Here is a 26,903-nt window from a genome sequence, read left to right as displayed (position 1 = left end):
GATCCTCCTTCGGACCTGTTTGTCGAGGACGGGGAAAGGCAGGTGGGGGGAGGGATGACCGACTCGGAGTCGGCTCTGTGGCGGCGTCGGCGGCGTCAGGGCCGACTACGCGGTGCCGGTGCTCGGCTCCTTGATCACGAGCGGGTGCAGCTGCCAGGCGTCGACCGCGAACCCGAGGCGGGTACCCGGTGCAGTGTGGGCCTGGAGTCGCCACGGTCCCTGCCCTGTCGGGTAGAAGCGCAGGGTGAGGACCTGGCCGGTTGTGGTCAGGAAGACCTCGGTGATGGAGTGGTCGACGACCACGCGCAGGTCCACGGGCCGGCCGGCGGGGCAGGGCATCCGATACGAGCCGCCGAGGGCCCGCGTGTCCAGTGAGGCGTGCTCGCGGTCGACGGTCAGTTCGCCCGCCTCGGCATCGAGGCGGATGTCGAGGTACTCGGCACCGTCCGGGGTGGTGAGCAGCCGTAGTCCGGCCTCTCCGCCGGGTTCCAGGCGGGCCGTCAGGTCGAAGGCCCGGCCCACGCTGCCGAGGTCCACCGGCTGCGGGCCGTGTGTCTCTCCCGAGGCGTGGACGGTGTGCTCACCGCGAAGGGCGAGCAGTTCGGCGGCGGGCTGCTGGCGCAGCGTGCCGTCGTCGTCGACACGGATCTCCCGGGGCAGGGTGAGGACGCCGGCCCATCCGTCCGCGACGGCCCAGGCCTGGTCGCGGGCTTCCCACGACCAGCCCCACAGCAGCCACCGACCGGCGGGTGCACGCAGCAGGGCGGGCGCATAGCAGTCGGGACCGTGGTCGAGGGGTACCGGTGCGCCGGCCTCGAAGCGACCGTCGCGCTCCTCGCCGATCAGGGCTGCGACGCTCATCGGACCGGTGGGTTCGGTCCACGCGCCGAAAACCAGGGCGCCGCGGCCGTCGGCCGCCGGGAGGTACTGGGGGCATTCCCAGCCCTCGCCGGTGAGTTGGGCGGTGCCGCCGACGGACTCCGGGTGGCGGGTGGCGAACGGCCCTCGGTGGGTCCAGTTCTCCAGGTCGGGCGAGTCGTAGAGGAGGGCGGCGGCGCGGCCGTCCGCGAGTGCGGCGCCGACCAGCATCCGCCACCGGTCGCCGTCCCGCCAGACGTACGGGTCGCGGTACATGGTGCAGTTCTCGGGCCACTGGGGAATGAGCAGTTCTCCGTGCGGGTGAAAGGTGCGGCCGCCGTCGTGGGAGACGGCGCGGGTGATCGGCTGGTGCTGGGGCGATACGTCCTCGCGGTGCGCGGAGTAGAAGGCGACGAGCCGGCCGCTGTCGGAGACGGCGTTGCCGGAGAAGCAGCCGTCGGCGTCCACGCCACCGGCGGTCGGGGACAGGGCGATCGGCAGCGGCTCCCAGCTCAGCAGGTCGGGACTGCGGAAGTGGCCCCAGTGCAGGTTCGCGTGGGTCGCTCCGTACGGGTTGTACTGGTAGGAGACGTGGTAGTAGCCGTCGTGGAAGGTCAGCCCGTTGGGGTCGTTGATCCAGTTGCGGGGCGGGCGCAGGTGCGCCACGGGAAAGCGCGGATCGCGGGGTTCGGTGGACACACGCGTGCCTTTCGGTGTTCCAGAGGGTCCCGCCCAGCCGGGTCAGGATCGGCTGGGCGGGGGCTTCAGCGGCCTCCGTTCGGCCTTCGCACGGCCTTCGAGCGGCATTCAGGCCCGGACGCGGAATCCCGCGCTGAGCTGCTGCTCCCGCCGTGAGCTGGGGCCGACCCGCAGTACGAACTCGCCGGGTTCGACCACTCGGCGACCGTCGGCTGTGACCAGTGAGCACTGCGAGGCAGGAATGCTGATGGTGACGTCCAGGCTCTCGCCGGGAGGGACCTCGACCTGGGTGAAGCCCTTCAGCTCCTGCTCGGCCCAGGTGACACTGGTGGTCAGGTCGCTGACGTACGCCTGGACCGTCTCCAGGGCGGGCCGGTTGCCGCTGTTGGTGAGTCGCACCGTGGCGTGGACGGTGCCGTCGGCGGGGACGTCGTCCTCGGGCACGGCAAGGGCGGAGTAGGTGACGGTGGTGTAGCCGAGGCCCTCGCCGAACGCGAACAGGGGGTCCTGGGTGAGGTCCGCGTAGCGGTCCCCGTGCTGGCCGCGCACCTGGTTGTAGAAGACCGGTTGCTGTCCGACGTGGCGTGCGAAGGAGACCGGGAGCCGGCCGCTGGGCTCGACGAGTCCGAGGAGGAGTTCGGCGATGGCTCGGCCGCCGCGCATGCCCGGGTTGAACGCCTCGATGAGCGCTGCCGCGTCCAGTGCCGAGTCGGGGAGGGTGCTCGGCTTGGACTGGAGCAGTACCACGATCATGGGCGTGCCGGTGGCGGCGACCGCGTCCAGCAGCGCGATCTGGCCGCCCTGGAGGTCGAGGGTGGCCGTGGAGCGCACCTCGCCCGTCAGGGCGATGGTGTCCCCCACGACCACGACGGCGTAGTCGGCGGCCTCTGCCGCGGCGACGGCCTCGCGGAGCTGAGCCTCGTCGACCGGGGCGGGGGTGAACACGGGGGGCTGCGGTTGTCCGTCGGGCCCGACGGTCCACTCGTCGGGGTCGAAGGCGGGGCTTTCGATGTCGGCTCCGCGGGCGTGCGTGACGGTCCAGTCGGCGGGGACGACCGCGCGAAGGCCGTCCAGCACCGTCTCCACCACCTCGCGTGGATGTCCTTCGGGCATCCACGGAACCTGGCCGGTGGCACCCGCCCAGTCGCCGAGCACGGCCTCCGTGCTGTCGGCGTTGGGGCCGATGACCGCGATCGTCCGCGGCGTGCACCCGCCTGCGGCGCGACCGGTTCCGTCCGCGGTCAGCCCGCCTTCGAGTGGCAGGATCCCCTCGTTGCGCAGCAGCACGAGGGAACGCCGGGCGGTCTCGAGGTTGAGGTCGGCGTGTTCCCGGCAGCCGATCACCTGCGCCTGCCGCTCGGGGTCGGGGGCCCGGGGGTCCTCGAAGAGTCCGAGCTCGAACTTCAGCCGCAGAACCCGCCGTACCGCGTCGTCGATCTGCTTCTCGTCGACCAGGCCGCGGGCGACCGCCTCCTGGGCGCCCTCGAAGAACGCCGGCGTGGCCATGATGAGGTCGTTCCCGGAGTTGACGGCGACCGCCGCCGCCTCGGCGTAGTCCGCGCAGGTCCGCTGGTCGTAGACCATCCGGCCGACGTTGTCCCAGTCGGTCACGAGCGTGCCGGTGAAGCCCCACTCGCCCTTGAGCACGTCGTTGATCAGCCACTGGTTCGCGGTGATGGGCACCCCGTCGATCGACTGGTAGCCCAGCATGAAGGCGCGGCAGCCGGCCCGAGCCGCTCGCTCGAACGGGGGCAGGAACCACGAGCGCAGCTTGCGTGGGCTGAGATCCGCCTCACTGGCGTCCCGTCCGCCCAGGGTCTCCGAGTAACCCGCGAAGTGCTTGGCGTACGCCAGCACGGCTGTCGGGTCGCCGAGGCCCTCACCCTGATAGCCGCGCACCATCGCCGCGCCCAGTTCACCGATCAGGTACGGGTCCTCGCCGAACGTCTCGTTGATCCGGCCCCAGCGCAGGTCCCGGGTGATGCACAGCACCGGGGAGAACGTCCCGTGGATTCCGGTCGTCGCGATTTCGGTCGCGGACGCACGGGCGACCCGCCGGATCAAAGAGGGATCCCAGCTGCAGGCCATGGCCAGCTGTGTCGGGAAGATGGTCGCGCCCGGCCAGAACGAGTGGCCGTGGATGCAGTCGTCGGCTGTCAGCAGCGGAATGCCGAGCCGTGTCCGCCGGGCCAGTTCCATGGCCTCCGGCATCCGCGCGGGAGTCACATGCAGGACCGACCCGGCCAGCTTGGCCGACACGATGTCCTCGAGGTCCCCGTGTTGCGCGTCGAGCATCAGCAACTGCCCGACCTTTTCCGGCAGGGTCATCCGGGACAGCAGGTCCTCGATTCTCGTTTCCACGGACGCGTCCGGATCCAGGTACGCGACAGGGCGGACCGGCTGTCCCACTGTGGTCTCCAGGTCATGAGTCGTTGCAGGTCAGGGAGTTGATGAGGGTGGGCGACGGAGGTCACTTCAGGCCGGTGGTGGCGATTCCGGCGACGAAGTGGCGCTGGAAGCGGAGGAAGACGATCATCACCGGCAGCAGGACGACGACGGCGCCGGCGAGGAGGATGCCGTAGCGGGTGAAGGACTGTCCGCTGCTGGCCAGGGCCAGGCCGACCGGCAGCGTGTACTGGTCCTGGTTCTGGGCCACGACCAGGGGCCACAGGAAGCTGTTCCAGGAGCCGAGGAAGGTGATGATCCCCAGGGTGGCCAGAGCCGGCCTGGTCAGCGGCAGGATGATCCGCCAGAAGATCGCCAGTTCGCGGCAGCCGTCGACCCGGGCGGCGTCGATGAGTTCGTCGGGCAGGGTGGAGATGAACTGCCGCATCAGGAACACCCCGAACGGGCCGGCCAGGAACGGCAGGATCAGCCCGAGCAGCGAGCCGGTCAGCTTCATGTTGGCCGTCAGCACGTACAGCGGTACGAAGGTGACCAGGCCGGGGACCATGAGGGTGCCGATGACCAGGCTGAACACGACACGCCTTCCGCGGAAGTCCAGCTTGGCCAGGGCGTAGCCGAGCATGGAGCAGAAGATCAGGTTCCCCGCGGTGATGGCCAGGGCCACGATCACGGAGTTCGCGAACATGCTCGTGAAGTCGAGGCTGCGGAACAGCCGGCCGTAGTTGGCGGTCGTGGGTGCGGTGGGTATCAGAACGGGCGGTACTTTGCGGATGTCGGCCTCGGGTTTGAAGGAGCCGGAGAGCATCCACAGGAACGGCGCGATCATCAGCAGGAGGCAGCCGGTGAGCGGCAGATACAGCCAGGGTTGACCCCAGTTCTGCCGGGTGCGGCGGCGCCGCAGGGCCCGGTCCGTGTCCGCGTGTCCGGTGCGGGGGTGGGTGAGGGTGCTCATGGGATCAGTCCTTGTCTCGCAGTACCCGGAACTGCAGGACGGTCAGCGCGACGATGAGGACGAAGACGACGTAGCCGGCGGCCGACGCCATGTCGTAGTTGCCGTTGCCGAACTGGTTGTAGGCGTACAACGTGGCCGACAGGGTGGAGTCCAGCGGCCCGCCGCCGGTCATCACGAACGGCTCGTCGAAGAACTGCAGGTAGCCGATGCCGGTGGTGACGGCGGTGAGCAGCAGGGCGGGGCGCAGGAGCGGGAAGGTGACCCGCCGGAACCGCTGCCAGGCCCCGGCTCCGTCGAGTTCGGCCGCTTCCATCAGGGACTGGGGTACGGACTGCAACCCGGCCAGCATGATGATCATGACGGTGCCGAGGTTGCGCCACACCGCCATCACGATCATGACGGGAAGCGCGAACCGGGTGTCCGCCAACCAGGCCGGGCCGTTGATCCCGAACCAGGCCAGAACGGTGTTCACCAGCCCCGCGCGCGGGTCCAGGAGCGTCTTCCAGACCACGGCGACGGCCACGACGCTGGTGATCACCGGCAGGTAGAAGCCGACCCGGAAGACGGCACGGAAGCGGCGGATGCCGCGGTCGAGGGCGACCGCCGCGGCGAGCCCCGCGGCCAGGGTCAGGGGCAGGCCGACCAGGACGAACACGCCGGTGTTGCGCAGCGCATGAACGAACTGCTCGTCCTCGAAGAGCCGTACGTAGTTGTCGAAGCCGGTGAACGACACGTTCAGCGGAGTACGCAGGTCGGCGCTCTGGGTGTCGGTCATGCTCATCAGCAGCGACCAGACCACCGGCAACACCATGAAGGCCGCGAAGAGAGCGAGGAAGGGCGCGCCGAGGATCCAGGCGGCCCGGGCCTGCGCGCGCGCCGAGCGGCGGAGCGCGGAGTGCCGGCGATCGGCACTCCCGTCCGGCCGCCCGGTGATCGGCTCATGGACGTCGCCCCGCCCGGGGAGCGTTTTCGTGGACATGGATGTCATCCGTCCGTAAGAGGGCTGCTGGAGGGCTGCTCACGCGCCGGCGCTCAGCGGCCGGTGCCGATGCTGGTGGCCTTGGACTGCAGGGCCTGCTGCACCTGGGCGACGGTGGCCTTGCCGAGGGACAGCTTCTCCAGTTCGGAGTCGATGGCGTCGGCGATCTGCTGCCAGGTCGTGAGGGCGGGCGGCGCCTTGCTGACCTTCAGCTGCTCCTCGAACGCCTTCTTCGTCTCGTCCTCTGTCAGCTTCCCCTCCGACCATGCGGCGGGCGCGGGGGGCAGGCTGCCGGTCGCCTTGCTGTAGGCGGCGAGGTTGGCGGGCTCGGTGAGGAACTGGGCGAACTTCCACGCCGCCTCGGGGTTCTTGGCGCCCTTGAACACCGCCAGGTCGCTGCCGCCGGCGAACCCGGCGGGCTGCTTGCTGTACGGCACCGGCATGGTCTTCCACTTGCCGTCCAGCTTCGGGGCGTCCTTGTGGAAGGCGCCGCCGGCCCAGGCGGCCTCCTGGTAGGTGGCGATCAGCCCGTCCTGGAAGCCCTGGACGTTGTCCTCCTTGTCGGTCGGCGCCAGGCCCTGCCTGGGGACGCTCGCGTAGTACTCCAGCGCCTTGGCGACCTCCGGGGTGTCGAAGGTGAACTTCTTGGTCTTGGCGTCGTAGATGTCACCGCCCTGCTGCCAGACCATCGGCACCCAGAAGATCCAGGAGTTGAAGCCCATCACCAGGCCGGTGGCATGGCGCAGCTCGGGGTTCTGCTTGCCGGCGGTGGCCTGGATGGCCTTGAGGTCCTTCAGGTATCCGTCCCGGTCGCTTGCCAGGGGGCCCTTGATGCCGGCCTTCGTGGTGATGTCGGTCCGGTAGTAGACCGCCGAGGTGTCGGCGACGAACGGGACGCCGTAGGAGGTGTTCTTGTACTTGGTGGTGTCCCACTGGCCGGGGTAGAAGTCCGACGACTTGAACGACGTCGGGGTGGCCTGGAAGGCGTTCATGGCGGCCATCTCGGCCATCCAGGTGGAGCCGATCACGGACATGTCCGGTGTGTTGCCGCCGGCGATGGCGGTGGTCAGCTTGTCGTGGGCGGAGGCCCAGGGCACCGGGGTGATCTGGACCTTGACGCCGGGGTTCTGCTGCTCGAACTCCTTGGCCAGGCTCTCCAGGGCCGGGTCGGTGTCGCCCATGGACCACATGACGACCTTGCCCGTTGCCTTGCCGCTGCCCATCTTCGCGGGTGCGTCCCTGCCGGGTCCGGAGTCGGCGCTCCGGCCGCAGCCGGTGGCCACCAGGGCTGCCGTGACGGTGACGCACAGGGCCTGGACTGTTCTGACGGTGTGACGAGTAGAGGTACGCATGGTGCGGCTCCTTGCCGTTGGGTGATGAAGGCGCGGGGGGCGGCGAAGGCTGGGGACGAGCGCCCGGATGGGTCGGCGGACGAGTGGAGACCGTCCGCGGTGACAGCGGCATCGACGGTCAGCCGCAGATCGCGGCTGGAGCGTCCGACCGGAGTGGGCTGCGGCCGGGCGGGGGTGTGCCGGGCGTGCCGTTCGGTGGGGCGGGCCGGGAAGGCGCCGACGGTAACGGCACCTCGGCGGTGGTCACGCGGGAACGGTTCCGTGTGGACGGCGGTGAAGCAGACGCACAGTCGGAACAGGCCGGTCGGGGCCGACGCGTGGGGCGGCTTCGAGTGGAGCCGGGCGACCTGCCGGCCTGCCCCGGGGCCGGTTGGGTCGGTTACACGACCGGATGGGGTCCGTCCCCGCCTGCGGGGCAGGGCAGGAGCGGCGGAGACGGACGGTTCGGTGAGACGCCGACACCGCGCGCATCGGAACGACGTGGCGTCAGTTCGGGCTCCGCTGCAACGTCGAGCCACGGGCCACAAGGCTGGTGGGGATGATGCACGAGGGGGCTGCCTCCGGCGATCCGCGCACGTGGTCCAGCAGCAGACGCGCCGCCGCCGCACCCATCTCCCTCATCGGCTGGCGGATGGTGGTCAGCGCCGGATAGGTGTACGACGCCATCTCGACGTCGTCGAACCCCACCACGGCGACATCCTGCGGTACCCAGAGACCGGCCTCGTGCAGGGCGGCGAGCACCCCGGCCGCCGAGGGGTCGTTGTGGGCGAAGACCGAGTCGAACTCCAGGCCGTCCGCGAGGGCGCCCGCGACGGCGGTCCGGCAGCGTTCGAACTGGAAGTCGCCGCAGATGACGCTGCGTTGGCCGATCTCGATCCCGGCTTCCGCGTAGACGTCGACGAAGCCGCCCAGCCGTTCCCGAGTGCAGCCGAACGTCTCGGGACCGGTCAGCACCAGGGGGCGACGGCGCCCGATGTCCAGCAGGTGCCGTGCCGCCTGCGCACCGCCCTCCCGATTGGTGGTGGCCACGTAGGGGAATCCCGGCCGCTGGAAGCGATCGTCGATCAGCACGACCGGCAGCCCCGCTTCGTGCAGTTCCGTGATGTACCCCAGGGCGCCCTCGGGCTCTATCACCAGCAGGCCGTCGAACGACTTGGCGGCGACCTGCAGGCCGAGCCTGCGCAGTGACTCCTCACCGCGGTTCCAGGTCAGCATGCGCAGTCCGAAGCCCTCGGTCTCCAGCGTTTCGACGACCGCCTGCACTATGCCGGCCCAGGCCCAGGCCATGTCAGGGACCAGCATGCCGATCATCTGTGTGGTGCCGCGTGCGAGCCCCACTGCTCCGGCGCTGGGCACATAACCGAGCTCCGATATCGCCTTGCGGACCTTCAGGACGGTGTTCTCGTTGATCTCGCCCTTGCCGTTCAGCACCCGCGAGACCGTCGTCTTGCTGACGCCGGCCCGTGCGGCCACGTCGGCGATGGTGACTCCCATGCCACCCCCTCTCCCTCCACGCTAGGGCGGGAGACGTCCTCCCGCACCGAAGGGCTGATCGTACAGACCCCTTGGAACCGGTACCGGGAGCGGTGCCGGAACCGGTTTCGGTACCGGTTCCGGCAGTGAAGCACCGAGAGGCACGCCCCGTCAACACACCGGAAACAACTCGTTCACCGGAAGGTCCTCAGCCGTCCTCGGGAGCGGAAAGCTCGCCGGAGCCGCGGGCGAGGTAGCGGGTGGGCAGCACGCGATGACGGGCGGGTCCGCCCTCGCCCTCGAGTCGCTCGAACAGCAGGCTCGCGGCCTCCCGGCCGATGGCGGCGTGGTCCTGGGCGATCACCGAGATGCCGGGGTCGAGCAGGTCGGCGAGGGGCAGATCGTCGAAGCCGATCAGCGCCACGCGGTGCTGCAGTCGAAGCTCCTGCAGGGTCCGGCGGGCCCCGATGGTCAGGAGGTTCTGGCCGGAGACGAGTGCGGTGGGCGCGCGGGTGAGGGCCAGGAGTTCGCGGGTGGCCTCCCGGGCGGCCTCCGCGCCGTGCAGGCCGCGTCTCACGAGCGAGGGGTGCAGGACGCATCCCACCTCGGCGAGCCCCTCCACGAAGCCGGCGTGGCGCTCTTCGGCGGTCCAGATCGTGCGGAGGTCACCGAGGAAGGCGATGCGCCGGTGGCCTGCCTCGTGCAGCCTTTTCACCGCCAGCCGCACGCCCGCACGGTTGTCCACCGTCACGGTGTCCACCTGCGGCGCCGTGGTGCGGCGGTCCACGCAGACGACGGGTGTGCCGGCCCGGCGGGCCGCGTCGAGGTCGGTGTCGTTCTGTCCGGTGGGCACCACGACGAGGCCGTCGACCCGGCGGGCGGTGAAGGTGTTCAGCAGGCCGCGTTCCCGGACCGGGTCCTCGTCGGTGGACCCGGCCAGGAGCAGCATGCCGTGCTCGGCGGCGGCGTCCTCCACCGCGCGGTGCAGCGCGGCGGAGAAGGGGTTGGCCGCGTCCTCCAGGACCAGGCCGAGGGTGTGGGTGCGGCGGTCGGCCCGACGCAGGCTGCTGGCCGTCAGGTCGTGGCGGTAGCCGAGCAGCTCGGCGGCGCGCGTCACCCGTTCCGCAAGGTCAGGGGTGACGGGCTTGCCGTTGACGACCCGCGAGACGGTGGCGATCCCCACCCCGGCCATGGTCGCGACGTCGCGCATGGTCGCCGGTCGCCGACCTGTGTCGCTCTGCTCGCTGGGCAACGTTTTCTCCCGGGGTTCGATGGCACCGTGCCGCCGTCTCGATCCTCGCATTCAGGAGTTTTCCTGCACAGGGTCTGGACTTCGGCGGCTTGGTGCCCGTACGTTCGGCGAAACGTTTCCAGCCACCGGCTGGAGCTGCCCGGTGCCGTGCTGCCCCCCAGTCGGCTCACCCGAGGCCTTGGACGAGGCCACGGCAAAGCCGCCGCCCGCACCCGACACGCGTCAAGCGCCACTCGTCACGCGTCAGTCCCCTACGGCTGAGCCGAAGCCGCATGCCTGCAAGGAGCGCCATGTCCAGAACCACCCGTCCGCGCCGCGGACTCCTGGCCGCGCTGGCCGTCCTGTCCGGGCTCGGCCTGGTCGCCGCCTCTCCCGCCATGGCCGACACGCTCTACCACGAGCAGTACCGCCCCCAGTTCCACTTCACCCCGGCCCGGAACTGGATGAACGACCCCAACGGCCTCATCTACTACAAGGGCCGGTACCACCTGTTCTTCCAGTACAACCCGTCCGGCAACACCTGGGGCAACATGTCCTGGGGCCACGCCGTCAGCACCGACCTGGTGCACTGGAAGCAGCTCCCGCTGGCCATCCCCCAGGACGACCAGGAGATGATCTTCTCCGGCAGTGTCGTGCTGGACAGGAACAACACCACCGGCTTCGGGACCAGGAAGAACCCCCCGCTCGTCGCCGTCTACACCAGCGCGCAGAAGGCGTCCGGCAAGCAGCAGCAGGCCCTTGCCTACAGCACCGACGGCGGCACCACCTGGACCAAGTACTACGACAACCCGGTGCTCGACATCGGCTCCGACAACTTCCGCGACCCCAAGGTCTTCTGGTACGCCCCCACCCAGCGCTGGCTGATGGCGGTCTCCCTCGCCGACCAGCACAAGATCTCCTTCTACAGCTCGGCCGACCTCAAGCACTGGACCCACCAGAGCGACTTCGGCCCGGCCGGCGCCACCGGCGGGGTGTGGGAGTGCCCGGACCTGTTCCCGCTCCCGGTCGACGGCGACACGAAGAAGACCAAGTGGGTGCTGGCCGTCAACCTCAACCCCGGCGGCATCGCGGGCGGCTCCGGCGCCCAGTACTTCGTCGGCGACTTCGACGGCAGGAAGTTCACCTCCGACGACACCGGCACGTACACCCCGCCGAGCGGCACCGTCCTGCAGGACTTCGAGTCCGGCTCGTTCGGCGACTGGACGGCCACCGGTGGCGCGTTCGGCAGCGCGCCGGCGACCGGGGCCGTGGACTGGCAGTCACAGGTCACCGGCTTCGAGGGCAAGGCCTTCGCCAACAGCTTCCACGGCGGCGACGCCTCCACCGGCACACTGACCTCCCCCGCCTTCACCGTGACCAGCAACTACATCAACTTCAAGGTCGGCGGCGGCAACCACCCGTACGACCCGGGCGCCGTCCTGGGCGACGAGCCGGCACCCACCGGCGAGACCCTCGCCGACTTCGAGGGCAGCACCTACTCCAGCCCCATCGGCGACTGGACCACCACCGGCGACGCCTTCGGCACCGGACCCGCCCAGGGCACCCTTCCCGGCCAGCAGCAGGTCACCGGCTACCTCGGCCACGGCCTGGTCAACACCTTCCTGAACGGCGACGCCTCCACCGGCACCCTCACCTCCCCGGCCTTCACCGTCGACAAGAAGTACCTGGACTTCCTCATCGGCGGCGGCTACCACCCGGCCAGCTCCGACGCCCCCACCGCGGTGGAGCTCCTCGTGGACGGCAAGGTGGTGCGCTCCGCCACCGGATCCAATGGCGAGGCCCTGAACTGGGCCTCCTGGGACCTGTCCGACCTGCAGGGCAAGCAGGCCCGGATCAAGGTCGTGGACGCCGACACGGGCGGCTGGGGCCACCTCAACCTCGACCAGGTCGTCCTCTCCGACACCCGGGCGAAGCCCCCCTCCGTCGAGACCGGCGTCAACCTGCTGGTGGACGGCAAGGTCGTCCGAAGTGCCACCGGCGCCGGCTCCGAGAACCTCGACTGGGCCTCCTTCAACACCATGGCCTACAAGGGCGAGAAGGCCCGGATCCAGATCGTGGACGCCAACTCCGGCGGCTGGGGACACGTCCTCGCCGACCAGTTCACCGCCGCCGACAAACCCGCCCTGACCACCACCCAGCGCGCCCACTGGCTCGACTACGGCGCGGACTTCTACGCCGCCAACACGTGGAACGACGCACCCGGCGGCCGCCGCGTCATGATCGCCTGGATGAACAACTGGAACTACGGGCAGGCCGTCCCCACCAGCCCGTGGCGCAGTGCCGACTCCTTCCCCCGGCAGCTCTCGCTGCAGACCGTGAACGGCAAGGTCCGGCTGATCCAGCAGCCGGTCCGCGAACTGACCACCCTGCGCGGTGCCGGCACCCGGGTGCCCGGCACACGCGTCGCGAACACCACCACCCCGCTCGCGGTGCACGGCAGCAGCCAGGAACTCCAGGCCGACCTCACCGCCGGCACCGCCGACCGCTTCGGCCTGGACGTCCGCACCGGCGGCGGGCAGCGCACCCGCATCGGCTACGACACCGCCACCGGCGAGGTCTACATCGACCGCACCGCCTCCGGCGCGACCGACTTCGACCCCACCTTCTCCGGCGTCCAGCGCGCCCCCCTCGCCCTCGACGGCGGCCGACTGAGCCTGCACGTCCTCGTCGACGCCTCCTCCGTCGAGGTCTACGCCCAGAACACACGCGGCGAACAGGTCGTCCTCACCGACCAGGTCTTCCCGGATTCCTCCAGCACCGGCGTCGACGCCTTCGCCGAAGGCGGCACCGCCACCCTCAACCACCTGCAGGCGTGGCAGCTGAAGTCCATCTGGCGGTGACGAGCATCGGGGCCGTGCGCCGGGCGGCCGGAAGCGGGCCTTTGGCGTGCGACTCTCGGATGCGCCTCCACAGCCCGGCGGCGCGCCGGCCTCGCCGCGGGGCCGACGCCAGAGGCGCCCGAGGGCGCTCCCTCACCGCCCCCGGATCACGGCCCCGAGCCGATCGGCGACGGCCCGGTCACGGTCGCTGGTCGTCTGCCGGTGCATCAGCACGGCCCGCGAGCTGCCGCGGCCCATGCGGGTCACCGATGCCCGGGTGCCCGCCCCGGCCGTCGAGGCGAGCCCGTTGCCGTGTGCCGAAGGTCGTGGAAGTGCGGCTCGGCTGTGACACCAGCAGCCTTCCGCGGTCCCTCACATGACTCAGTGGCCGGGTACCGGTGGCTGGTCGCTTTCAGGGACGCCGCTCTTCATCGCCCGGGGAGGACGTGTCCGTCCCCCTCGGGCGGGCGGGCCCGGACCCCGTGCGGTCTCCGTGATCGGAGGCGTAGGACGCGAAGACGCCGGCCGTGGCCGCCCCCGTGTGCAGGAAGCGTTCGTCCAGGATGGCGGCCAGGTCGTCCAGCGCCCTGTGCAGCACCCTCGCGGACAGCCGGACGTCGGGATGGCGAGCGCCGACCGCCCGCGCTGCGAGGCCTACGGCGTGGCCGATCTGCCGGGGAAGCGAGGTGTTCTCGTCGCCGTCGTAGAAGTAGTACGACTCGGCGTACTGGAGGAAGTCGACCGTGATGACCGAGACGGCTGAGGCCAGACCGTCCAGCAGGGCGGCGCCCCCGTCCGAGTCGAGCGCCTCGGAGGTCACCCCGCCGCGACGCACGTGGGAGAGACGCAGCGCGAGCGTGCGGCGACGGGCCAGAGCGGGGTAGATGCCCAGGATCCACGACACGGTCGCCGACAGCAGGGCGAAGCCGACGAGCGCCTCCAGCGGGCCGGCGACGCGCAGCCAGCCCGCGGTCGGTGCGATGTCCCCGAGGCCGAGGGTGGAGAGCGTGACCAGGGAGACGTACAGGGCGTCCACCGGCCCCGCATGCTCGGCCGGGACGAGTCTTGAGGAGTACGCGAAGCTCTCCGGCATGTGCGGCCAGTAGACCAGGGCCCAGCCCACAGCCACGGCCAGCGCCCACACCGCGACGACGCAGACCATGCCCAGGGGGCCGGCGAGCCCGGCCGCGCGCCACCGGGTGCGCAGGCGCGAGGAGCTGCGCCACATCCCCGTCATCACCAGCCTGCTCAGGCCGCCGTGGCGAGTCGGGTGCCAGATCGTGTGAAACACGTCCCGGAGGATGGCCATCACAAGGGCGACACCGAGGAACGTCACGAACCACGTCATGTCCTCGCCCTTCCCGCCGGGGGTGGCGGCCTCCCACAGCCGGGGGGTCTCAGCCCGTGCGAGTGACCGCGCGTCCCGAAGGGGCGGCGCGGCACGGCCGTCGCCGCCCCTTCGGGACGGCCCGTTCCCGGCCGTGCGCCGTCGCCGCCTGCCCCCCGCCTGCCCCCGCCTGGCCGTCCACACCGGCCACGGCCGACCATGACCAGCACGCGAAGGCAGTGTCTGCAGGGCCCGGAAGCAGGGCCGGACGTCCCCTCCCGCCGGCACCCGGTGGTGCGCTGTGCTGGATGGGGGCCGACCCGACGGTCCCGGCGCCGGACGCACCGAGGTACGCCATGAAGCACCGCACCCTCACCACACGGCTGCGCCACCCGACTGCGGCGGTGGTGTCGCCGCGGCTCGAAACCGTCCTTCTGGCGGTCACAGCGAGCGCCCTGATCGCCGGCGGCATCGCCTGGCTCACGGGAGCGGGCGGCCTCGCCGACCTCATCTGGGGGCTGGGCACCCTGTCGGCCGTCGTTCCTGCCGTGGGATGGGTGCTGGCCGCACTGCGGCACGGGCAGGCGGGCGTGGATCTCATCGCTGTGCTCGCGCTGGGCGGCACCCTGGCCGTCCACGAGTACCTGGCCGGTGCGCTGATCGCCCTGATGCTCGCCACCGGACGCACTTTGGAAGCGGCAGCCCAGCGACGTGCCTCCCACGACCTGCGCGCCCTGCTGGAACACGCACCCCGCTCCGCGCGCCGCCGCGCCGAAACCGGGGTGACCCAGGTGCCGCTGGCCGAGGTCGCCGTCGGCGATCTCCTCGTCGTCGGCCCCGGCGAGGTGGTCCCCGTCGACGGCCGGGTGGAGAGCGCCGCCGCCGTCCTCGACGAGTCGGTGCTCACCGGTGAGTCCCTCCAGGTCGAGCGGGCCCGCGGCGAGCTGGTGCGCAGCGGCGTGGTGAACGCCGGCGGCGCCTTCGAGCTGCGCGCCACGGCCACCGAGCGGGACAGCACCTACGCCGGGATCGTACGGCTGGCCCGGCAGGCCGGTGCCGAGTCCGCGCCGGTCGTACGGCTGGCGGACCGCTACGCCGCCTGGTTCCTCCCGCTCTCCCTCACGGTGGCCGCTCTGGCCTGGCTGATCAGCGGCTCCGCGGTCCGCGCGGTCGCCGTCCTGGTGGTCGCCACCCCCTGCCCACTGCTGCTTGCCGCCCCGGTCGCCATCGTCTCCGGCCTCTCCCGCGCCTCCCGCCTCGGTGTCGTCATCCGTGACGGCGGTGCGCTGGAGAACCTCGGCCGCGCCCGTACGCTCCTGCTGGACAAGACCGGCACCCTCACCCGCGGCCGCCCCCGCGTCCTGGACGTCATCGCCGCCCCCGACGTCAAACCCGCGGACGTCCTGCGTCTGGCGGCCTCGCTCGACCAGTACTCGCCCCACGTCCTCGCCCAGGCGATCGTCGACACCGCCCGGGAACGCAAGCTGGCGCTGTCGGTCCCGACGGACGTCACCGAGGAGCCCGGCCGGGGCGCCACCGGGACCGTGGACGGGCACCGCACGTCCGTCGGTCGTGTGGACGCCGCCACCGCCCGGCCGGGCTGGGCGAAGGCGGTCGACACCCGCGCGCTTCTCGACGGCGCGGCTGTCGCCTGGCTCACCGTCGACGGACACCTGGCCGGCGCCGTGCTGCTGCGCGACCCTCTGCGCCACGACGCTCCACGCACCCTGCGCCACCTGCGCGCGGCGGGCATCGACCGGCTGCTGATGCTCACCGGCGACCGCGCCGCACCCGCCCACGAGGTCGCCGCCGTCCTCGGCCTGGACGACGTGCGTGCCGGACTCCGCCCGGCCGACAAGGTCGCCGCCGTCCGTGCCGAACGCGAGCGGGCCGTCACCGTGATGGTCGGCGACGGCGTCAACGACGCCCCCGCCCTCGCCGCCGCAGACATCGGCGTCGCCATGGGCGCCCGCGGCTCCACGGCCTCCTCCGAAGCCGCCGACATCGTCCTCACCACCGACCGCGTCGACCGGCTCGCCGACGCCGTCGCCATCGCCCAGCGGGCCCGGCGCATCGCCGTCCAGAGCGCGCTGGGCGGCATGCTGATGTCCCTGGCCGCCATGGGCGCAGCCGCCTTCGGTCTGCTCCCGCCCGCCGCCGGCGCCCTGCTCCAGGAGGGCATCGACGTCGCTGTCATCCTCAACGCGCTGCGCGCCCTGCGCACCGGCCAGGCCGCGCGGCCGGCCCTCACCCCCGCCGCCGAGGCCCTCATCCACCGCTTCGCCGCCGAACACGACGACCTCCAGGACGTCCTGGAAGCGGTACGCGACGCGGCCGACCGTCTCTCCGACAGCCCCGGCCCGACGGCCCTGGCGGCCGTGGAGGAGACGCACCGGCTGCTGATCGAGCGGCTGCTGCCACACGAGTACGCCGAGGAACACGAGCTCTACCCGGCCCTCGCGCCGACGCTCGGCGGTCCCGAGGCCACCGCCACCATGAGCCGCGCCCACACCGAGATCGAACGCCTCTCCCGGCGCATTGCCACCCACTTGCAACTGGCCCACGCGGGAGAGGGCCTCTCCGCCGAGCAACTGGACGACCTGCGCTCCTGCCTCTACGGCCTCAACACGGTGCTGCGCCTGCACTTCACCCAGGAGGAGGAGAACTACTTCTCCCTCGCTCCATGAACGACGGCACGGGAGCGCCTGACGACAGGCCGGGGCCGGAACGCGGGGTGTCGGGGGAATCGGCCGGGGCGGGCGGATCGGGGGCCTGTACGACGGTGCGGTCGCCGGTGTGCGTCTCGACCACGCGGAGGATCCGCACGCCGCGTCGCAGCCGCGATCACTTGCTCGATGTCCGGGCGGATCGACCGCCGCCGCCGTCCGCCTGCCGCCCGCCGCCTGCCGGACGGCTGCCCGGAGACCGATGTCACGCACTCACGTGCGGGCTCGGTCCCGGCATCCGCAGCCCGAGGCCGTCTTGGCCTCGCCGACGGTGAGGGTCGGGTCGGCCGGGGATTCGTCCGGGGTGCAGCAGGCGTTGACTCCGCAGCAGGCGTCGGCCGACTCGGCGGCCCCGGAGGGGGTGTCGGCCGTCCCCGGCTTGGTGGCTCGGACGATCGCCGAGTGCATTCCGTCCGCGACGGAACGGGTCGGGGTGATCTCGATGTCCGTGAACCCGGCGGCTTCCAGCCCTGCGCGGTACTCGGCGAAGGAGAGGGCGCCGGCGATGCAGCCGACGTAGTCGCCGCGCTGGGCCCGCTGCTCGGGTGTGAGGGTGTCGTCGGCGACGACGTCGGAGACGCCGATACGGCCGCCGGGCCTCAGGACGCGGAAGGTCTCGGCGAAGACGGCGGGCTTGTCGACGGACAGGTTGATCACGCAGTTCGAGATGACCACGTCGATGGTGTTCGCGGGCAGCGGGACGGACTCGATGGTGCCCTTCAGGAACTGGACGTTCGTCGCGCCCGCCTTCTCGGCGTTGGCCAGGGCCAGGGCCAGCATCTCGTCGGTCATGTCCAGCCCGTACGCCCTGCCGGTGGGGCCGACGCGTCGGGCGGAGAGCAGGACGTCGATGCCGCCGCCGGAGCCGAGGTCCAGAACACGCTCCCCCTCGCGGAGTTCCGCGACGGCCGTGGGGTTGCCGCAGCCGAGGGAGGCGGCGATCGCCTCGGCGGGCAGGGCGTCGCGCTCGTCGGCGGCGTACAGGGTCGCACCGAAGTTCTCGTCGGCCTCGACCCGCTGCGGCCCGCAACAGTCGGTGCCCCCCTCGGTCACTTTCGCGGCCGCCGCGGCATAGCGCCGGCGGACGGTTTCACGCAGCTCGGTGGACTGCTCGCTCATGACTCACTCCCAGGTGACGGGGCATGGCGTCGCCCCGGAACGGCCTGTATTGACGTTCGTTGATGCAACCTTGCGCCCTGAATCGAAAAACGTCAACATAGAGGCATGTCGAAACAAGACCTTGGGGCGGTCGGGCAGGAAGCCGCCTGCCGCGCGGGACTGTCCGCGTCGTTGGACGAGGACCGGGCGGCCGAGCTGGCGAGGGTGTTCAAGGCTCTGGGCGACCCGGTCCGGCTCCGGCTGATGTCGATGATCGCCGCGCGTGGTGAGGGCGGCGAGGTCTGCGTGTGCGAGCTGACGCCGGCCTTCGAGCTGTCCCAGCCGACGATCTCCCACCACCTGAAGCTGCTCCGGCAGGCCGGGCTCATCGACTGCGAGCGGCGCGGGACCTGGGTGTACTACTGGGTGCTGCCCGGCGTCCTGGACCGGCTCGCCGGGTTCCTGACCGCGCCGCAGACCGCCGGAGCCACCGCGTGACCGCGCCCCTGGGTCGACGGCTGGCCGCTGAAGCCGTGGGAACCGGGCTGCTGGTGGCAGTGGTGGTCGGCGCCGGAATCCAGGCCACCGAGCTGTCGCGCGACGTGGGCGTTCAGCTGCTGGCCGACTCCCTCGCCACCGTCTTCGGCCTGGGCGTGCTGATCGCCGTGCTCGGGCCGGTCTCCGGCGCGCACTTCAACCCGGTCGTCACCCTCGCCGCCTGGTTCACCGGCCGCCGCAAGGCCGACGGCCTCACCCTGCGGGACGTGGCCGCCTACGTGCCCGCACAGATCGCCGGGGCCGTGGGCGGGGCGGTCCTGGCCGATGCGATGTTCGCCAAGCCGCTGGTCCAGTGGTCCACCCACGACCGGTCCGCCTCCCACCTGTGGCTCGGTGAGGTGGTGGCCACAGCCGGGCTGATCCTGCTCGTCTTCGGACTCGAACGCATCGGCAAAGCCTCCCTCGCACCGGTGGCCGTGGCCTCGTACATCGGTGCCGCCTACTGGTTCACCTCCTCCACGTCCTTCGCGAACCCGGCAGTGACCATCGGCCGGGCCTTCACCGACACCTTCGCCGGTATCGCCCCCGCCTCCGTCGCCCCGTTCATCGCGGCCCAGCTGGCAGGAGCCGCGCTCGGGCTGGGCGCCGTGACCGCGGTGTACGGCCGTCCCGTCCCCGTCGCGGACGAGGTCGTGGTCCCGCACGGCGAACCGGAACTCGCCTCCTCCTGATCCACTCCGCTCTCCCGAAAGACGCCTGCCATGAGCACCCCCGCCCCGCGCCCCTCGGTCCTGTTCGTCTGTGTCCACAACGCCGGCCGCTCCCAGATGGGCGCCGCGTTCCTGACCCACCTGGGCGGCGCCCGGGTCGAGGTCCGCTCGGCCGGCTCCGCCCCCGCGAACTCGGTCAACCCCGCCGTGGTCGAGGCCATGGCGGAGGTCGGCATCGACATCTCCGCCGAGACACCCAAGGTCCTCACCACCGAGGCGGTGCAGTCCTCGGACGTGGTGATCACGATGGGCTGTGGGGACGCCTGCCCGGTCTTCCCCGGAAAGCGGTACCTGGACTGGCAGCTGGACGATCCCGCCGGGCAGGGTGTCGACGCCGTCCGCCCGATCCGGGACGCCATCGAACAACGGGTACGTGGCCTGCTCGCCGAACTCGGGATCTCCGCGGTGGCCTGAGAGCCATGACCCGCTGCCGCCCCCTGCGGGGCGCAGCGCGCCCAGCCTCTTGGACCTCCAGCTCCAACCGGTGGACGTGCTCCGCGACAGTGCCGGCACCGGCGGCGGCACCGGAGCGCGTGCTGTGTACGGGGTACAGGAACCGGGCGCAGGACGAGGACGTCACAGTGGCGTGCGGCGACGTGGGGAGGCGGTTGTGGCGCTGGAACAGCAAGGACGCAGACCGGGCCGGGGGCGGCCGTGGTTCGGGGCCGCCCTGGTCGCGGTCGCCTGCCTCCTGACCGCCTGCGGAAACGGCAGCGGCGCGCACTCCGACTCGGCGCGGCCGCGCCCTGCCGCCGACCCGCACGCCGCAACGCCGTCGGCAAGCGGTACGGGGACGGCAGGTCATCCGGCCTCGCCCTCCACGTCGCCATCGGCGGCAGCACCTCCTGGGACACCGTCGTCGCCCCCGGGGGCCACCCCGACGGCCCCTTCCACGGCCGCTCGGTCGCCGGGATGCACGGCAGGCTCCGCCACGATCACCCACAGGGCCGGGGACGCCTCGGTCCAGAGCCTGTGCGTACGCTCCGGCACGACAGTGACCGTCGTCCTGGGGCCCCGCACCCACGGCTCCTGGCCACAGCCGCGCAGCAGCAACCCGATGCTGGCGCTGGTGACCTCCTCCGCCACCGACGGCGAGGGCGTCACCCGGGTCACGGTGCGTGCCGCGCGCACCGGGGCGGTGGCCGTGACCTGGGGGCCGGAAAGCGCGCCGCTCTTCACGCTTCGGCTGAGTGTGGCGGCGTATCCGGTGCAGTGAACCTGAACGCCGGACGGCCGGTGCGCCCCGGGAGCGGGACTGCACCGGCCGTCGTCGTGCCACGGACCGTACGGGTGGTGATCAGTCCTTACGGCCCTTGAGGCGCCGTACGTCGAAGGACCAGATGCCGCGACCGTGGGTGGCGGCGTACAGCTTGCCGTCGGGGCCGAGGCGGAGCTGCATGACGGCGGTGGTGGGCAGGTTGCGGCCGAGGACCAGCCACTTCGTGGCGCCGGCAGGCCGGTAGAAGGTGGCCAGGTCGGTGCCGAGGGCCAGGCCGCCGTTCGGGAGGAGCTTGAGCGTGTCGGCGGGGACGTCGGGCAGGTCGGCGGAGATGTCCGTCCAGCTGGCACCGCCGTCCTCGGACTCGAAGACGTGGCCGACGCCGGCGCCCGGCCCCTCGGTGAACCGGCGGGAGAACCCGTTGATCGCCACGTACACGTGACGGGCGTTGGCGGGGTCGATCTCGAAGCCGGAGATGTATCGGTTCGGGATGGTGCCGTCGACCGGGAGGTTCAGCTGGTGCCAGCCCGTGCCGTCGGCGTTGCCGACCGCGATGCCGCGGGTGAAGCCCTGGTTGTTGCAGGGGCCGCACCAGCCGACGTAGACCGTGCCGCCGGAGGACGCCACGGCCGTGGCCACATGGCCCTCACCGAGGTCGTAGGCGTTCGTCCAGTCCTTGCCCGAGCGGATGGCGAAGCCCTTGGTGTTCACCCACACGTGCCGGCCGCCGGCGATCCAGGTGCTGGTGTTCTTGGCGTCGGCGGTGATCGGTGCGATGAAACGGGCGCCGGCGCCGCCCTGGTCCTTGTCGGGCGGTGCGACCTCGTACTCGGTGGCCTTGGACGGGTCCGTCGTCCAGGAGCCGTCGTTCACACCGCAGTTCTGGGTGACCCACACGTCCAGGTAGACGTACTCCTCGGCGATGTTGCAGCCGTTGGCGGGATCGGTGATGGTGTCGCCGCCGTCGCCGCCGAAGTTGGAGCCCATGACCTTGTCACGGCCGCGCAGGATCGACTGGCCGTTGTCCTGCAGGCCGCCGGTCACGGAGACGCCACCGTGGGTGAGGTCCTTGCCGACGCCCACGGAGTAGTACTGGAGGGTGTCGAGGGTGCCGTCGTTGAGGGACTGCCAGTCCTTGGCGTGACCGCCGGAGTCGACCGCGCCGTTGAGCGGGCGGCGGTAGATTCCGCCGTCGTTGCCGACGTACGCCCAGCTCTTGCCCTTGTAGCTGCCGATCGCGACCGCGTGCTGGTCGGAGTGGGTGGTGGGTGAGCAGTCACCGGTCTGCTTGGCCGGGTCGATGCTCCAGCAGGGGAAGGAGAAGTTCCAGTAGGGACCCGGTACGGTCCAGCTCTGGCCGCCGTTCTTGGTCTCGAAAACCTCTTCCAGGCCGAGGTAGACATGGTCGGCGTTGGCCGGGTCGACCTGGAGGAACTGGTTGTACCAGGACTGGATGCCGGGCATGTAGCCCGCGCCCTGGAGCGCCGATCCGGACGCCTTCAGCTTGGTGTAGTCCGCGATCAGCGTCCACGGCCCGAACGGCGAGCCGTTCTTCGAGACGTACACGCCCTTCAGCCCGCTGTCCGGATTGGCGGCCATCTGTGCCGGGGACTGGTCGATGGCGTACAGGCGGGAGCCGTCGGCCGCCGCGGCGAACGTCATGTTGCCGACGTCGTCACTGCTGGTGGGCAGGTCGCCCAGTCCGCTGACCGGCTTCCAGCTGCCGTCGTCCTGCTTGGCGTACAGGCCGTTGTAGGTGTCGCCGCTGCGCCAGCCGACCGCGAGGAGGACCTTGTCCGGGTCCTTGGGGTCGACGGCGATGTCGTTGGCGATGTTCTTGTACGGCGCACTCGGGTCGTCCGCCTTCGAACCACCCGGGAGATAGTCCGGGTTGGGGGCGAACTCGTGTTTCCAGGGACCGGAGAGAGTGGTCGTGGAGTGCGACCAGACGCCGGTGCTGGTGGCCGCCCACACCTTGCTGCCGGCGAAGCGCAGGGCGTGGATGACGGTGGACTCCAGTTCGGCGCCGCCGACCCGGTCACCGGGCTGGAACTGGCCGTGTCGGGGGTCCTTCAGGACGTAGACGCCCGTGCCGGCGAAGGAGGTCGCACCCGTGTTGGACTCCCCGGTGGCGTACCAGAGCCGGTTCCTGCCGTCGAGGGCGAGCGTGCCGGTCGAGAGGGACGGCAGCTTGTCGGAGATCGGCTTCCAGTGTCCGCCGCCCCTGGTGGAGCGGAAGACGCCACCGTTGGCGCCGCCCGCGTACACATAGCCGTGGTCGTCGGCGGCGATCCCGGTGATCCGGCCCGTCACATAGCCCGAGCCACCGCTGGAGTTGGAGTTCACATCGCGGTAGCGGGGGTCGTCGGAGTTGTACGCCTTCTTGGTGACGTGGTCCCACCTGCCGCTCGTGTGCCTCATCGACTGCAGCTGCTGCCAGGCCGCCCCGTAGGCTCCGGGCGCGACCACGCCGGGGGCGGTACGGGCCTCGGTGAACTGGGCTGTCGACTCGGCGGAGTTCTCCGCCTCGTCGGCCCCGTCGTCATCGCCCTCCGCGGCGAACGCGGACACTCCATGGCCCGCGTGGACTGCCTTGATGTGCTCTCGGCCCATGGCGGCCTGGTGACGGACCTGCCACGGTCTGGGTCTGGTGTCGGTCGAGGCCGCGAACGACTGGGTGCTCACCAGTCCGAACGCGGCTGCTATGACGGTGCAGGTCATGAACCGTCGCTGGTACTTCGGGGGCACCATGCCCTCTCCTCCCTGCACCGGGCATATGGGGGTGTCCCGGCACAGAGGGGATCTTGGCGTGGCCACAACAATCCCACAAACGGCTCGCAGGAAAAATGGCGGGGTGTTTACCTTGCGCCTCGCGGCGACCGTGCCGTCCGCCTGCACGGTCGGGGTGGCGGCGCACCGGCGGCCAGGGTCGGCAGCAGAGTGCCGGAGGCGGCGAGGGCCACCAGCAGCCCAGAGGGGCGGTGGAGTTCACGAGGTCTCCGCAAGGGTGGCGGTCGGACCGGTGTTCCACCGGCCCCACCTGGGGCCTCTCCGCGCCGGCACCCGGACTCGACAGGGAACGCCCCCGAGCAACCCGTGACCGGACGCGGGAGATTGATGGGACGTCGGGTCGCACCGGCCGGACGATCAGCCGTCGCGGCACCTCACACCGGCGTCAACCGGTCGACGTTCGACTTATTGACACGGACCCACCCGGGTGCCACTTTGAGAGCGCTCTCAAAAAGGTACGGACCAACTCCCCGAGCAATCCCCCCACGGAGGTGGAGCGTGCTCAGCAGGCTCACTCACCGGCTCCTGGCACCGGCAGCGGCCGCCACGTTGCTCACGGCGTTCCTCGCCGTCCACTCGGCCTCGTCCGCCGCCGCGACGGTCCCCGACACCATCCCCCTGAAGCTGACCAACGACTCGGGCCGGAGCGAGCCGGTCCACGTCTACGACATCGGCACCCTGCTCTCGACGGGACAGCAGGGCTGGGCGGATGCCAACGGCGCCTTCCACGCCTGGCCCGCCGGCGGCAGTCCGCCGACGCCCGCACCCGACGCGTCCATACCCGGCCCCGCGGCCGGACAGTCGGCGACGATCCGGATCCCCAGGTTCTCCGGCCGCATCTACTTCTCCTACGGCCAGAAGCTGGTCTTCAAGCTGGCCACGGGCGGCCTGGTCCAGCCGGCCGTGCAGAACCCGAGCGACCCCAACCGCGACATCCTGTTCAACTGGTCCGAGTACACGCTCGACGACTCCGGCCTGTGGCTCAACAGCACCCAGGTCGACATGTTCTCCGCGCCCTACGCGGTCGGGGTGAAGCGCGCCGACGGGAGCATGGCCGGCACCGGGCACCTCGAGCCGGGCGGCTACACCGGCTTCTTCAACGCCCTGCGCGGGCAGCCGGGCGGCTGGGCCGGCCTCGTCCGGACCCGTTCCGACGGCACCGTGCTGCGAGCCCTGTCCCCCGTGCACGGCCTGGAGACCGGCGCCCTGCCGGCGTCGGTCATGGACGACTACGTGGACCGGGTCTGGCAGAAGTACGCCACGGCCACCCTCACCGTCACCCCGTTCGCCGACCGGCCGAACACGCAGTACTACGGCCACGTCTCGGGCGGCGTCATGAACTTCACCGACGCCTCCGGCGCGATCGTCACCAGCTACCAGAAGCCGGACGCCGACAGCGTCTTCGGCTGCCACAAGCTCCTCGACGCACCCAACGACCAGGTGCGCGGGCCGATTTCACGCACCCTGTGCGCGGGATTCAACCGCTCGACCCTTCTGGTCGACCCCAACCAGCCGGACACGAACACGGCGCACTTCTACCAGGACCCGGTGACCAACCACTACGCCCGCGCGATCCACGCCCGGACGGCCGACGGCAAGGCCTACGCGTTCGCCTTCGACGACGTCGGGAACCAGGAGTCGCTCGTCCACGACGGCAGTCCGCAGCAGGCGTACCTGACCCTCGACCCGCTCAACTGACCCCCAGCTCCCGAGCCGGCCGGCATCCGGCCCGGCGCAGCGCCCCGCTCGGACCAGGGCGGGGACGCCGAGCCGGGTGGGTCGTCGGCCCGGCCCACGGGACGGCCCCGGTCAGGACATCGGCTCCAGGAAGGTCAGCACGGAGGCGTCCTCCTCGATCAGCGGGGCGAGGGCGGCGTTGAACGGGGCGCCGTACGGAGCCCTCAGGTGCGCCTGGAAGGCGTCGTCGTCCCGGTACACCTCGAAGATCCAGAAAGCACGCGGGTCGGACGCCTTGGTGTAGACGTCGAAGGCGAGGTTGCCCTCCTCCTCGCGGACCTCGCGGGCGTAGTCCCCCAGCAGACCGGCGACCTCGGCCTCCGCACCCAGGCGGGCGGTGAACTCGGCGAACAGGGTCTTCTTCACGATGGCGTGTCCTTGCCTTGCCTTGTCGGTCGGCCTCTCCCCGCAGCGGGGGCCCGTACGCCGCGGAACCGTCATGTCATCGATGACCTATGTCATCGATGACATCGCGCGGACCCCAACGATGATGTGCGCAACCGCGCCCGCGCGTCAACGCCTCGCGCCCAACCGCCCCAACCGCCCCAACCGCACCGCAATCCCGCCCGCCACCAGGCATCGCCGACCGCACCACGGGACGCGGCCCTCCGTGGACGTTGCCGATTTGTGACGAGCGCAAGGCATTGACGTTGCCCCGAGCGGAGTCCATCATCCTCGACAAGCAAGCAGTGTCAACGATGACATAAGTCAACGATGACACCTGGGGACGGCATGCTTCGATGCCGGCCGCGCCGCCCGCAATCCCGCAGGAGTCGTTCATGTCTCGCACCACTCGTCTGTCCTCCTCCCTCGTCAGAGTCGCCGCCTGCACCGGCATCGCGGCCCTCACCCTGACGGCCTGTGGCTCCGGCTCCGGCTCCGGCTCGGTGAGCGCGGGCTCCGGCTCGGGCAAGGGCGTCAAGGTCGGTCTGATCACCAAGACGGAGACCAACCCGTTCTTCGTGAAGATGAAGGAGGGCGCGGAGAAGGCCGCCAAGCAGGACGGCGTCCAACTCATGACCGCCGCGGGCAAGTTCGACGGGGACAACGCCGGTCAGGTCACCGCCATCGAGAACATGGTCGCCGCCGGGGTCAAGGGCATCCTGATCACCCCGAGCGACTCCAAGGCGATCGTGCCCGCGATCCAGAAGGCCCGCGCAAAGGGCGTGCTGGTCATCGCCCTGGACACGCCGACCGAGCCGCAGAGTGCGGTCGACGCCCTCTTCGCCACCAACAACTTCAACGCGGGCACGCTGATCGGCGAGTACGCCAAGGCCGCGATGAAGGGCAAGACGGCCAAGATAGCCACGCTCGACCTCGCGCCCGGCGTCTCCGTCGGCGTCCAGCGGCACAATGGCTTCCTGAAGGGCTTCGGCGCCACCGACAAGGACGTCGTCTGCGCCCAGGACACCGGCGGCGACCAGGCCAAGGGACAGACCGCCATGGAGAACTGCCTGCAGAAGTCCCCCGACATCAACCTCGTCTACACCATCAACGAGCCCGCGGCGCTCGGCGCGTACACCGCGCTGAAGGCCAAGGGCCGGGAGAAGGACGTGCTGATCGTCTCCGTCGACGGCGGCTGCACCGGCACCCAGGCGGTCAAGGACGGCAAGATCGCCGCGACCTCGCAGCAGTACCCGCTGAAGATGGCGGCCGAGGGCGTCAAGGCCGTCGTGGACTACGCCAAGACCGGCAAGAAGGCCTCCGGTTACACCGACACCGGCGTCACCCTGATCAGCGACAAGGCGCAGGCCGGGGTCACGTCCAAGGACACCGGGTTCGGCCTGCAGAACTGCTGGGGCTGAGCCGCCCCGAGGTCCGTTCGACACCGCCTCTTCCCTCAGCGGGGCGGCCGGCCCCACCCCTCCCCGACCGTGGGACGGCCGCCCCCGTGTCCTCCGACAAGGACTTCTGTCCTCCGACAAGGACTTCTGTCTTCCGACAAGGA

20 protein-coding genes are annotated in these 26,903 nt (G+C 71.0%); 8 read left to right on the top strand and 12 right to left on the bottom strand.

Annotated elements, in window-relative coordinates:
* Positions 1 to 105 precede the first annotated feature (105 nt).
* From AC5WS8_RS18550 to AC5WS8_RS18520, 7 genes are all read right to left on the bottom strand, one after another.
* Entirely contained in the window at positions 106 to 1,557 is a 1,452-nt protein-coding gene (locus AC5WS8_RS18550; RefSeq protein ID WP_496104507.1) for a glycoside hydrolase family 32 protein, read from the bottom strand.
* A 108-nt stretch (positions 1,558 to 1,665) separates the two neighbouring features.
* Positions 1,666 to 3,885, bottom strand: coding sequence for a glycoside hydrolase family 3 N-terminal domain-containing protein (locus AC5WS8_RS18545; RefSeq protein WP_496104532.1), 2,220 nt, complete (start codon positions 3,883 to 3,885; stop codon positions 1,666 to 1,668).
* A 142-nt stretch (positions 3,886 to 4,027) separates the two neighbouring features.
* Positions 4,028 to 4,915 carry a carbohydrate ABC transporter permease gene (locus AC5WS8_RS18540; RefSeq protein WP_496104506.1) on the bottom strand — a complete coding sequence of 296 codons (888 nt, stop codon included), beginning with the start codon at positions 4,913 to 4,915 and terminating at the stop codon, positions 4,028 to 4,030.
* Between the two features lie 4 nt (positions 4,916 to 4,919).
* On the bottom strand, positions 4,920 to 5,903 hold the full coding sequence (locus AC5WS8_RS18535; RefSeq protein WP_496104505.1) for a carbohydrate ABC transporter permease: 984 nt from the start codon (positions 5,901 to 5,903) through the stop codon (positions 4,920 to 4,922).
* Between the two features lie 44 nt (positions 5,904 to 5,947).
* Positions 5,948 to 7,246 (bottom strand): extracellular solute-binding protein, encoded by a 1,299-nt coding sequence (locus AC5WS8_RS18530; RefSeq protein ID WP_496104504.1) that lies wholly within the window; start codon positions 7,244 to 7,246, stop codon positions 5,948 to 5,950.
* 486 nt (positions 7,247 to 7,732) lie between these two features.
* Positions 7,733 to 8,740 (bottom strand): LacI family DNA-binding transcriptional regulator, encoded by a 1,008-nt coding sequence (locus AC5WS8_RS18525; RefSeq protein ID WP_496104503.1) that lies wholly within the window; start codon positions 8,738 to 8,740, stop codon positions 7,733 to 7,735.
* A gap of 187 nt (positions 8,741 to 8,927) precedes the next feature.
* Entirely contained in the window at positions 8,928 to 9,971 is a 1,044-nt protein-coding gene (locus AC5WS8_RS18520) for a LacI family DNA-binding transcriptional regulator (RefSeq protein WP_496104502.1), read from the bottom strand.
* Between the two features lie 290 nt (positions 9,972 to 10,261).
* Between AC5WS8_RS18520 and AC5WS8_RS18515 the strand changes: the two genes are divergently transcribed.
* Complete coding sequence (locus AC5WS8_RS18515) at positions 10,262 to 12,811, top strand: GH32 C-terminal domain-containing protein (protein ID WP_496104501.1); 2,550 nt, start codon at positions 10,262 to 10,264, stop codon at positions 12,809 to 12,811.
* A 391-nt stretch (positions 12,812 to 13,202) separates the two neighbouring features.
* On the opposite strand, the gene AC5WS8_RS18510 is transcribed toward AC5WS8_RS18515, so the two are convergent.
* Entirely contained in the window at positions 13,203 to 14,138 is a 936-nt protein-coding gene (locus tag AC5WS8_RS18510; RefSeq protein ID WP_496104500.1) for a potassium channel family protein, read from the bottom strand.
* Positions 14,139 to 14,473: 335 nt separating this feature from the next.
* Here AC5WS8_RS18510 and AC5WS8_RS18505 point away from each other — a divergent pair, with 335 nt between their 5' ends.
* Entirely contained in the window at positions 14,474 to 16,804 is a 2,331-nt protein-coding gene (locus AC5WS8_RS18505; protein WP_496104499.1) for a heavy metal translocating P-type ATPase, read from the top strand.
* A gap of 252 nt (positions 16,805 to 17,056) precedes the next feature.
* Here the strand turns inward: AC5WS8_RS18505 and arsM are convergent, their stop codons facing one another.
* Complete coding sequence (gene arsM / locus AC5WS8_RS18500) at positions 17,057 to 17,962, bottom strand: arsenite methyltransferase (RefSeq protein ID WP_496104498.1); 906 nt, start codon at positions 17,960 to 17,962, stop codon at positions 17,057 to 17,059.
* Positions 17,963 to 18,067: 105 nt separating this feature from the next.
* Here arsM and AC5WS8_RS18495 point away from each other — a divergent pair, with 105 nt between their 5' ends.
* From AC5WS8_RS18495 to AC5WS8_RS18485, 3 genes are read left to right on the top strand one after another with little or no spacing between them, the layout of a single operon-like run.
* The gene (locus AC5WS8_RS18495) at positions 18,068 to 18,439 is read left to right on the top strand and encodes an ArsR/SmtB family transcription factor (protein WP_496104497.1); all 372 of its coding nucleotides are present in this window, start codon (positions 18,068 to 18,070) and stop codon (positions 18,437 to 18,439) included.
* Entirely contained in the window at positions 18,436 to 19,170 is a 735-nt protein-coding gene (locus tag AC5WS8_RS18490; protein ID WP_496104496.1) for an aquaporin, read from the top strand. Before AC5WS8_RS18495 ends, AC5WS8_RS18490 begins: the two co-directional genes overlap by 4 nt.
* 30 nt (positions 19,171 to 19,200) lie before the next feature.
* Positions 19,201 to 19,623 carry an arsenate reductase ArsC gene (locus AC5WS8_RS18485; RefSeq protein WP_496104495.1) on the top strand — a complete coding sequence of 141 codons (423 nt, stop codon included), beginning with the start codon at positions 19,201 to 19,203 and terminating at the stop codon, positions 19,621 to 19,623.
* A gap of 387 nt (positions 19,624 to 20,010) precedes the next feature.
* On the opposite strand, the gene AC5WS8_RS18480 is transcribed toward AC5WS8_RS18485, so the two are convergent.
* Positions 20,011 to 20,199: a hypothetical protein gene (locus AC5WS8_RS18480; protein WP_496104494.1), complete on the bottom strand. Its 189-nt coding sequence runs from the start codon at positions 20,197 to 20,199 to the stop codon at positions 20,011 to 20,013.
* A gap of 4 nt (positions 20,200 to 20,203) precedes the next feature.
* Between AC5WS8_RS18480 and AC5WS8_RS18475 the strand changes: the two genes are divergently transcribed.
* Positions 20,204 to 20,425 carry a hypothetical protein gene (locus tag AC5WS8_RS18475; RefSeq protein WP_496104493.1) on the top strand — a complete coding sequence of 74 codons (222 nt, stop codon included), beginning with the start codon at positions 20,204 to 20,206 and terminating at the stop codon, positions 20,423 to 20,425.
* 81 nt (positions 20,426 to 20,506) lie between these two features.
* On the opposite strand, the gene AC5WS8_RS18470 is transcribed toward AC5WS8_RS18475, so the two are convergent.
* Positions 20,507 to 23,179, bottom strand: coding sequence for a WD40/YVTN/BNR-like repeat-containing protein (locus AC5WS8_RS18470; protein ID WP_496104492.1), 2,673 nt, complete (start codon positions 23,177 to 23,179; stop codon positions 20,507 to 20,509).
* A gap of 537 nt (positions 23,180 to 23,716) precedes the next feature.
* On the opposite strand from AC5WS8_RS18470, the gene AC5WS8_RS18465 reads away from it, so the two are divergent.
* Entirely contained in the window at positions 23,717 to 24,916 is a 1,200-nt protein-coding gene (locus AC5WS8_RS18465) for a glycoside hydrolase family 64 protein (protein WP_496104491.1), read from the top strand.
* A 111-nt stretch (positions 24,917 to 25,027) separates the two neighbouring features.
* Here AC5WS8_RS18465 and AC5WS8_RS18460 read toward each other — a convergent pair whose 3' ends face one another.
* The gene (locus tag AC5WS8_RS18460; protein ID WP_496104490.1) at positions 25,028 to 25,321 is read right to left on the bottom strand and encodes a putative quinol monooxygenase; all 294 of its coding nucleotides are present in this window, start codon (positions 25,319 to 25,321) and stop codon (positions 25,028 to 25,030) included.
* A 413-nt stretch (positions 25,322 to 25,734) separates the two neighbouring features.
* On the opposite strand from AC5WS8_RS18460, the gene AC5WS8_RS18455 reads away from it, so the two are divergent.
* Positions 25,735 to 26,760 (top strand): sugar ABC transporter substrate-binding protein, encoded by a 1,026-nt coding sequence (locus tag AC5WS8_RS18455; RefSeq protein ID WP_496104489.1) that lies wholly within the window; start codon positions 25,735 to 25,737, stop codon positions 26,758 to 26,760.
* Positions 26,761 to 26,903: the final 143 nt, after the last annotated feature.

This window comes from Streptomyces sp. PTL18 (genome assembly GCF_059510295.1).
The sequence above is the reverse complement of the archived record's forward strand: the minus strand, read 5'-3'. Positions and strand labels throughout refer to the sequence as shown.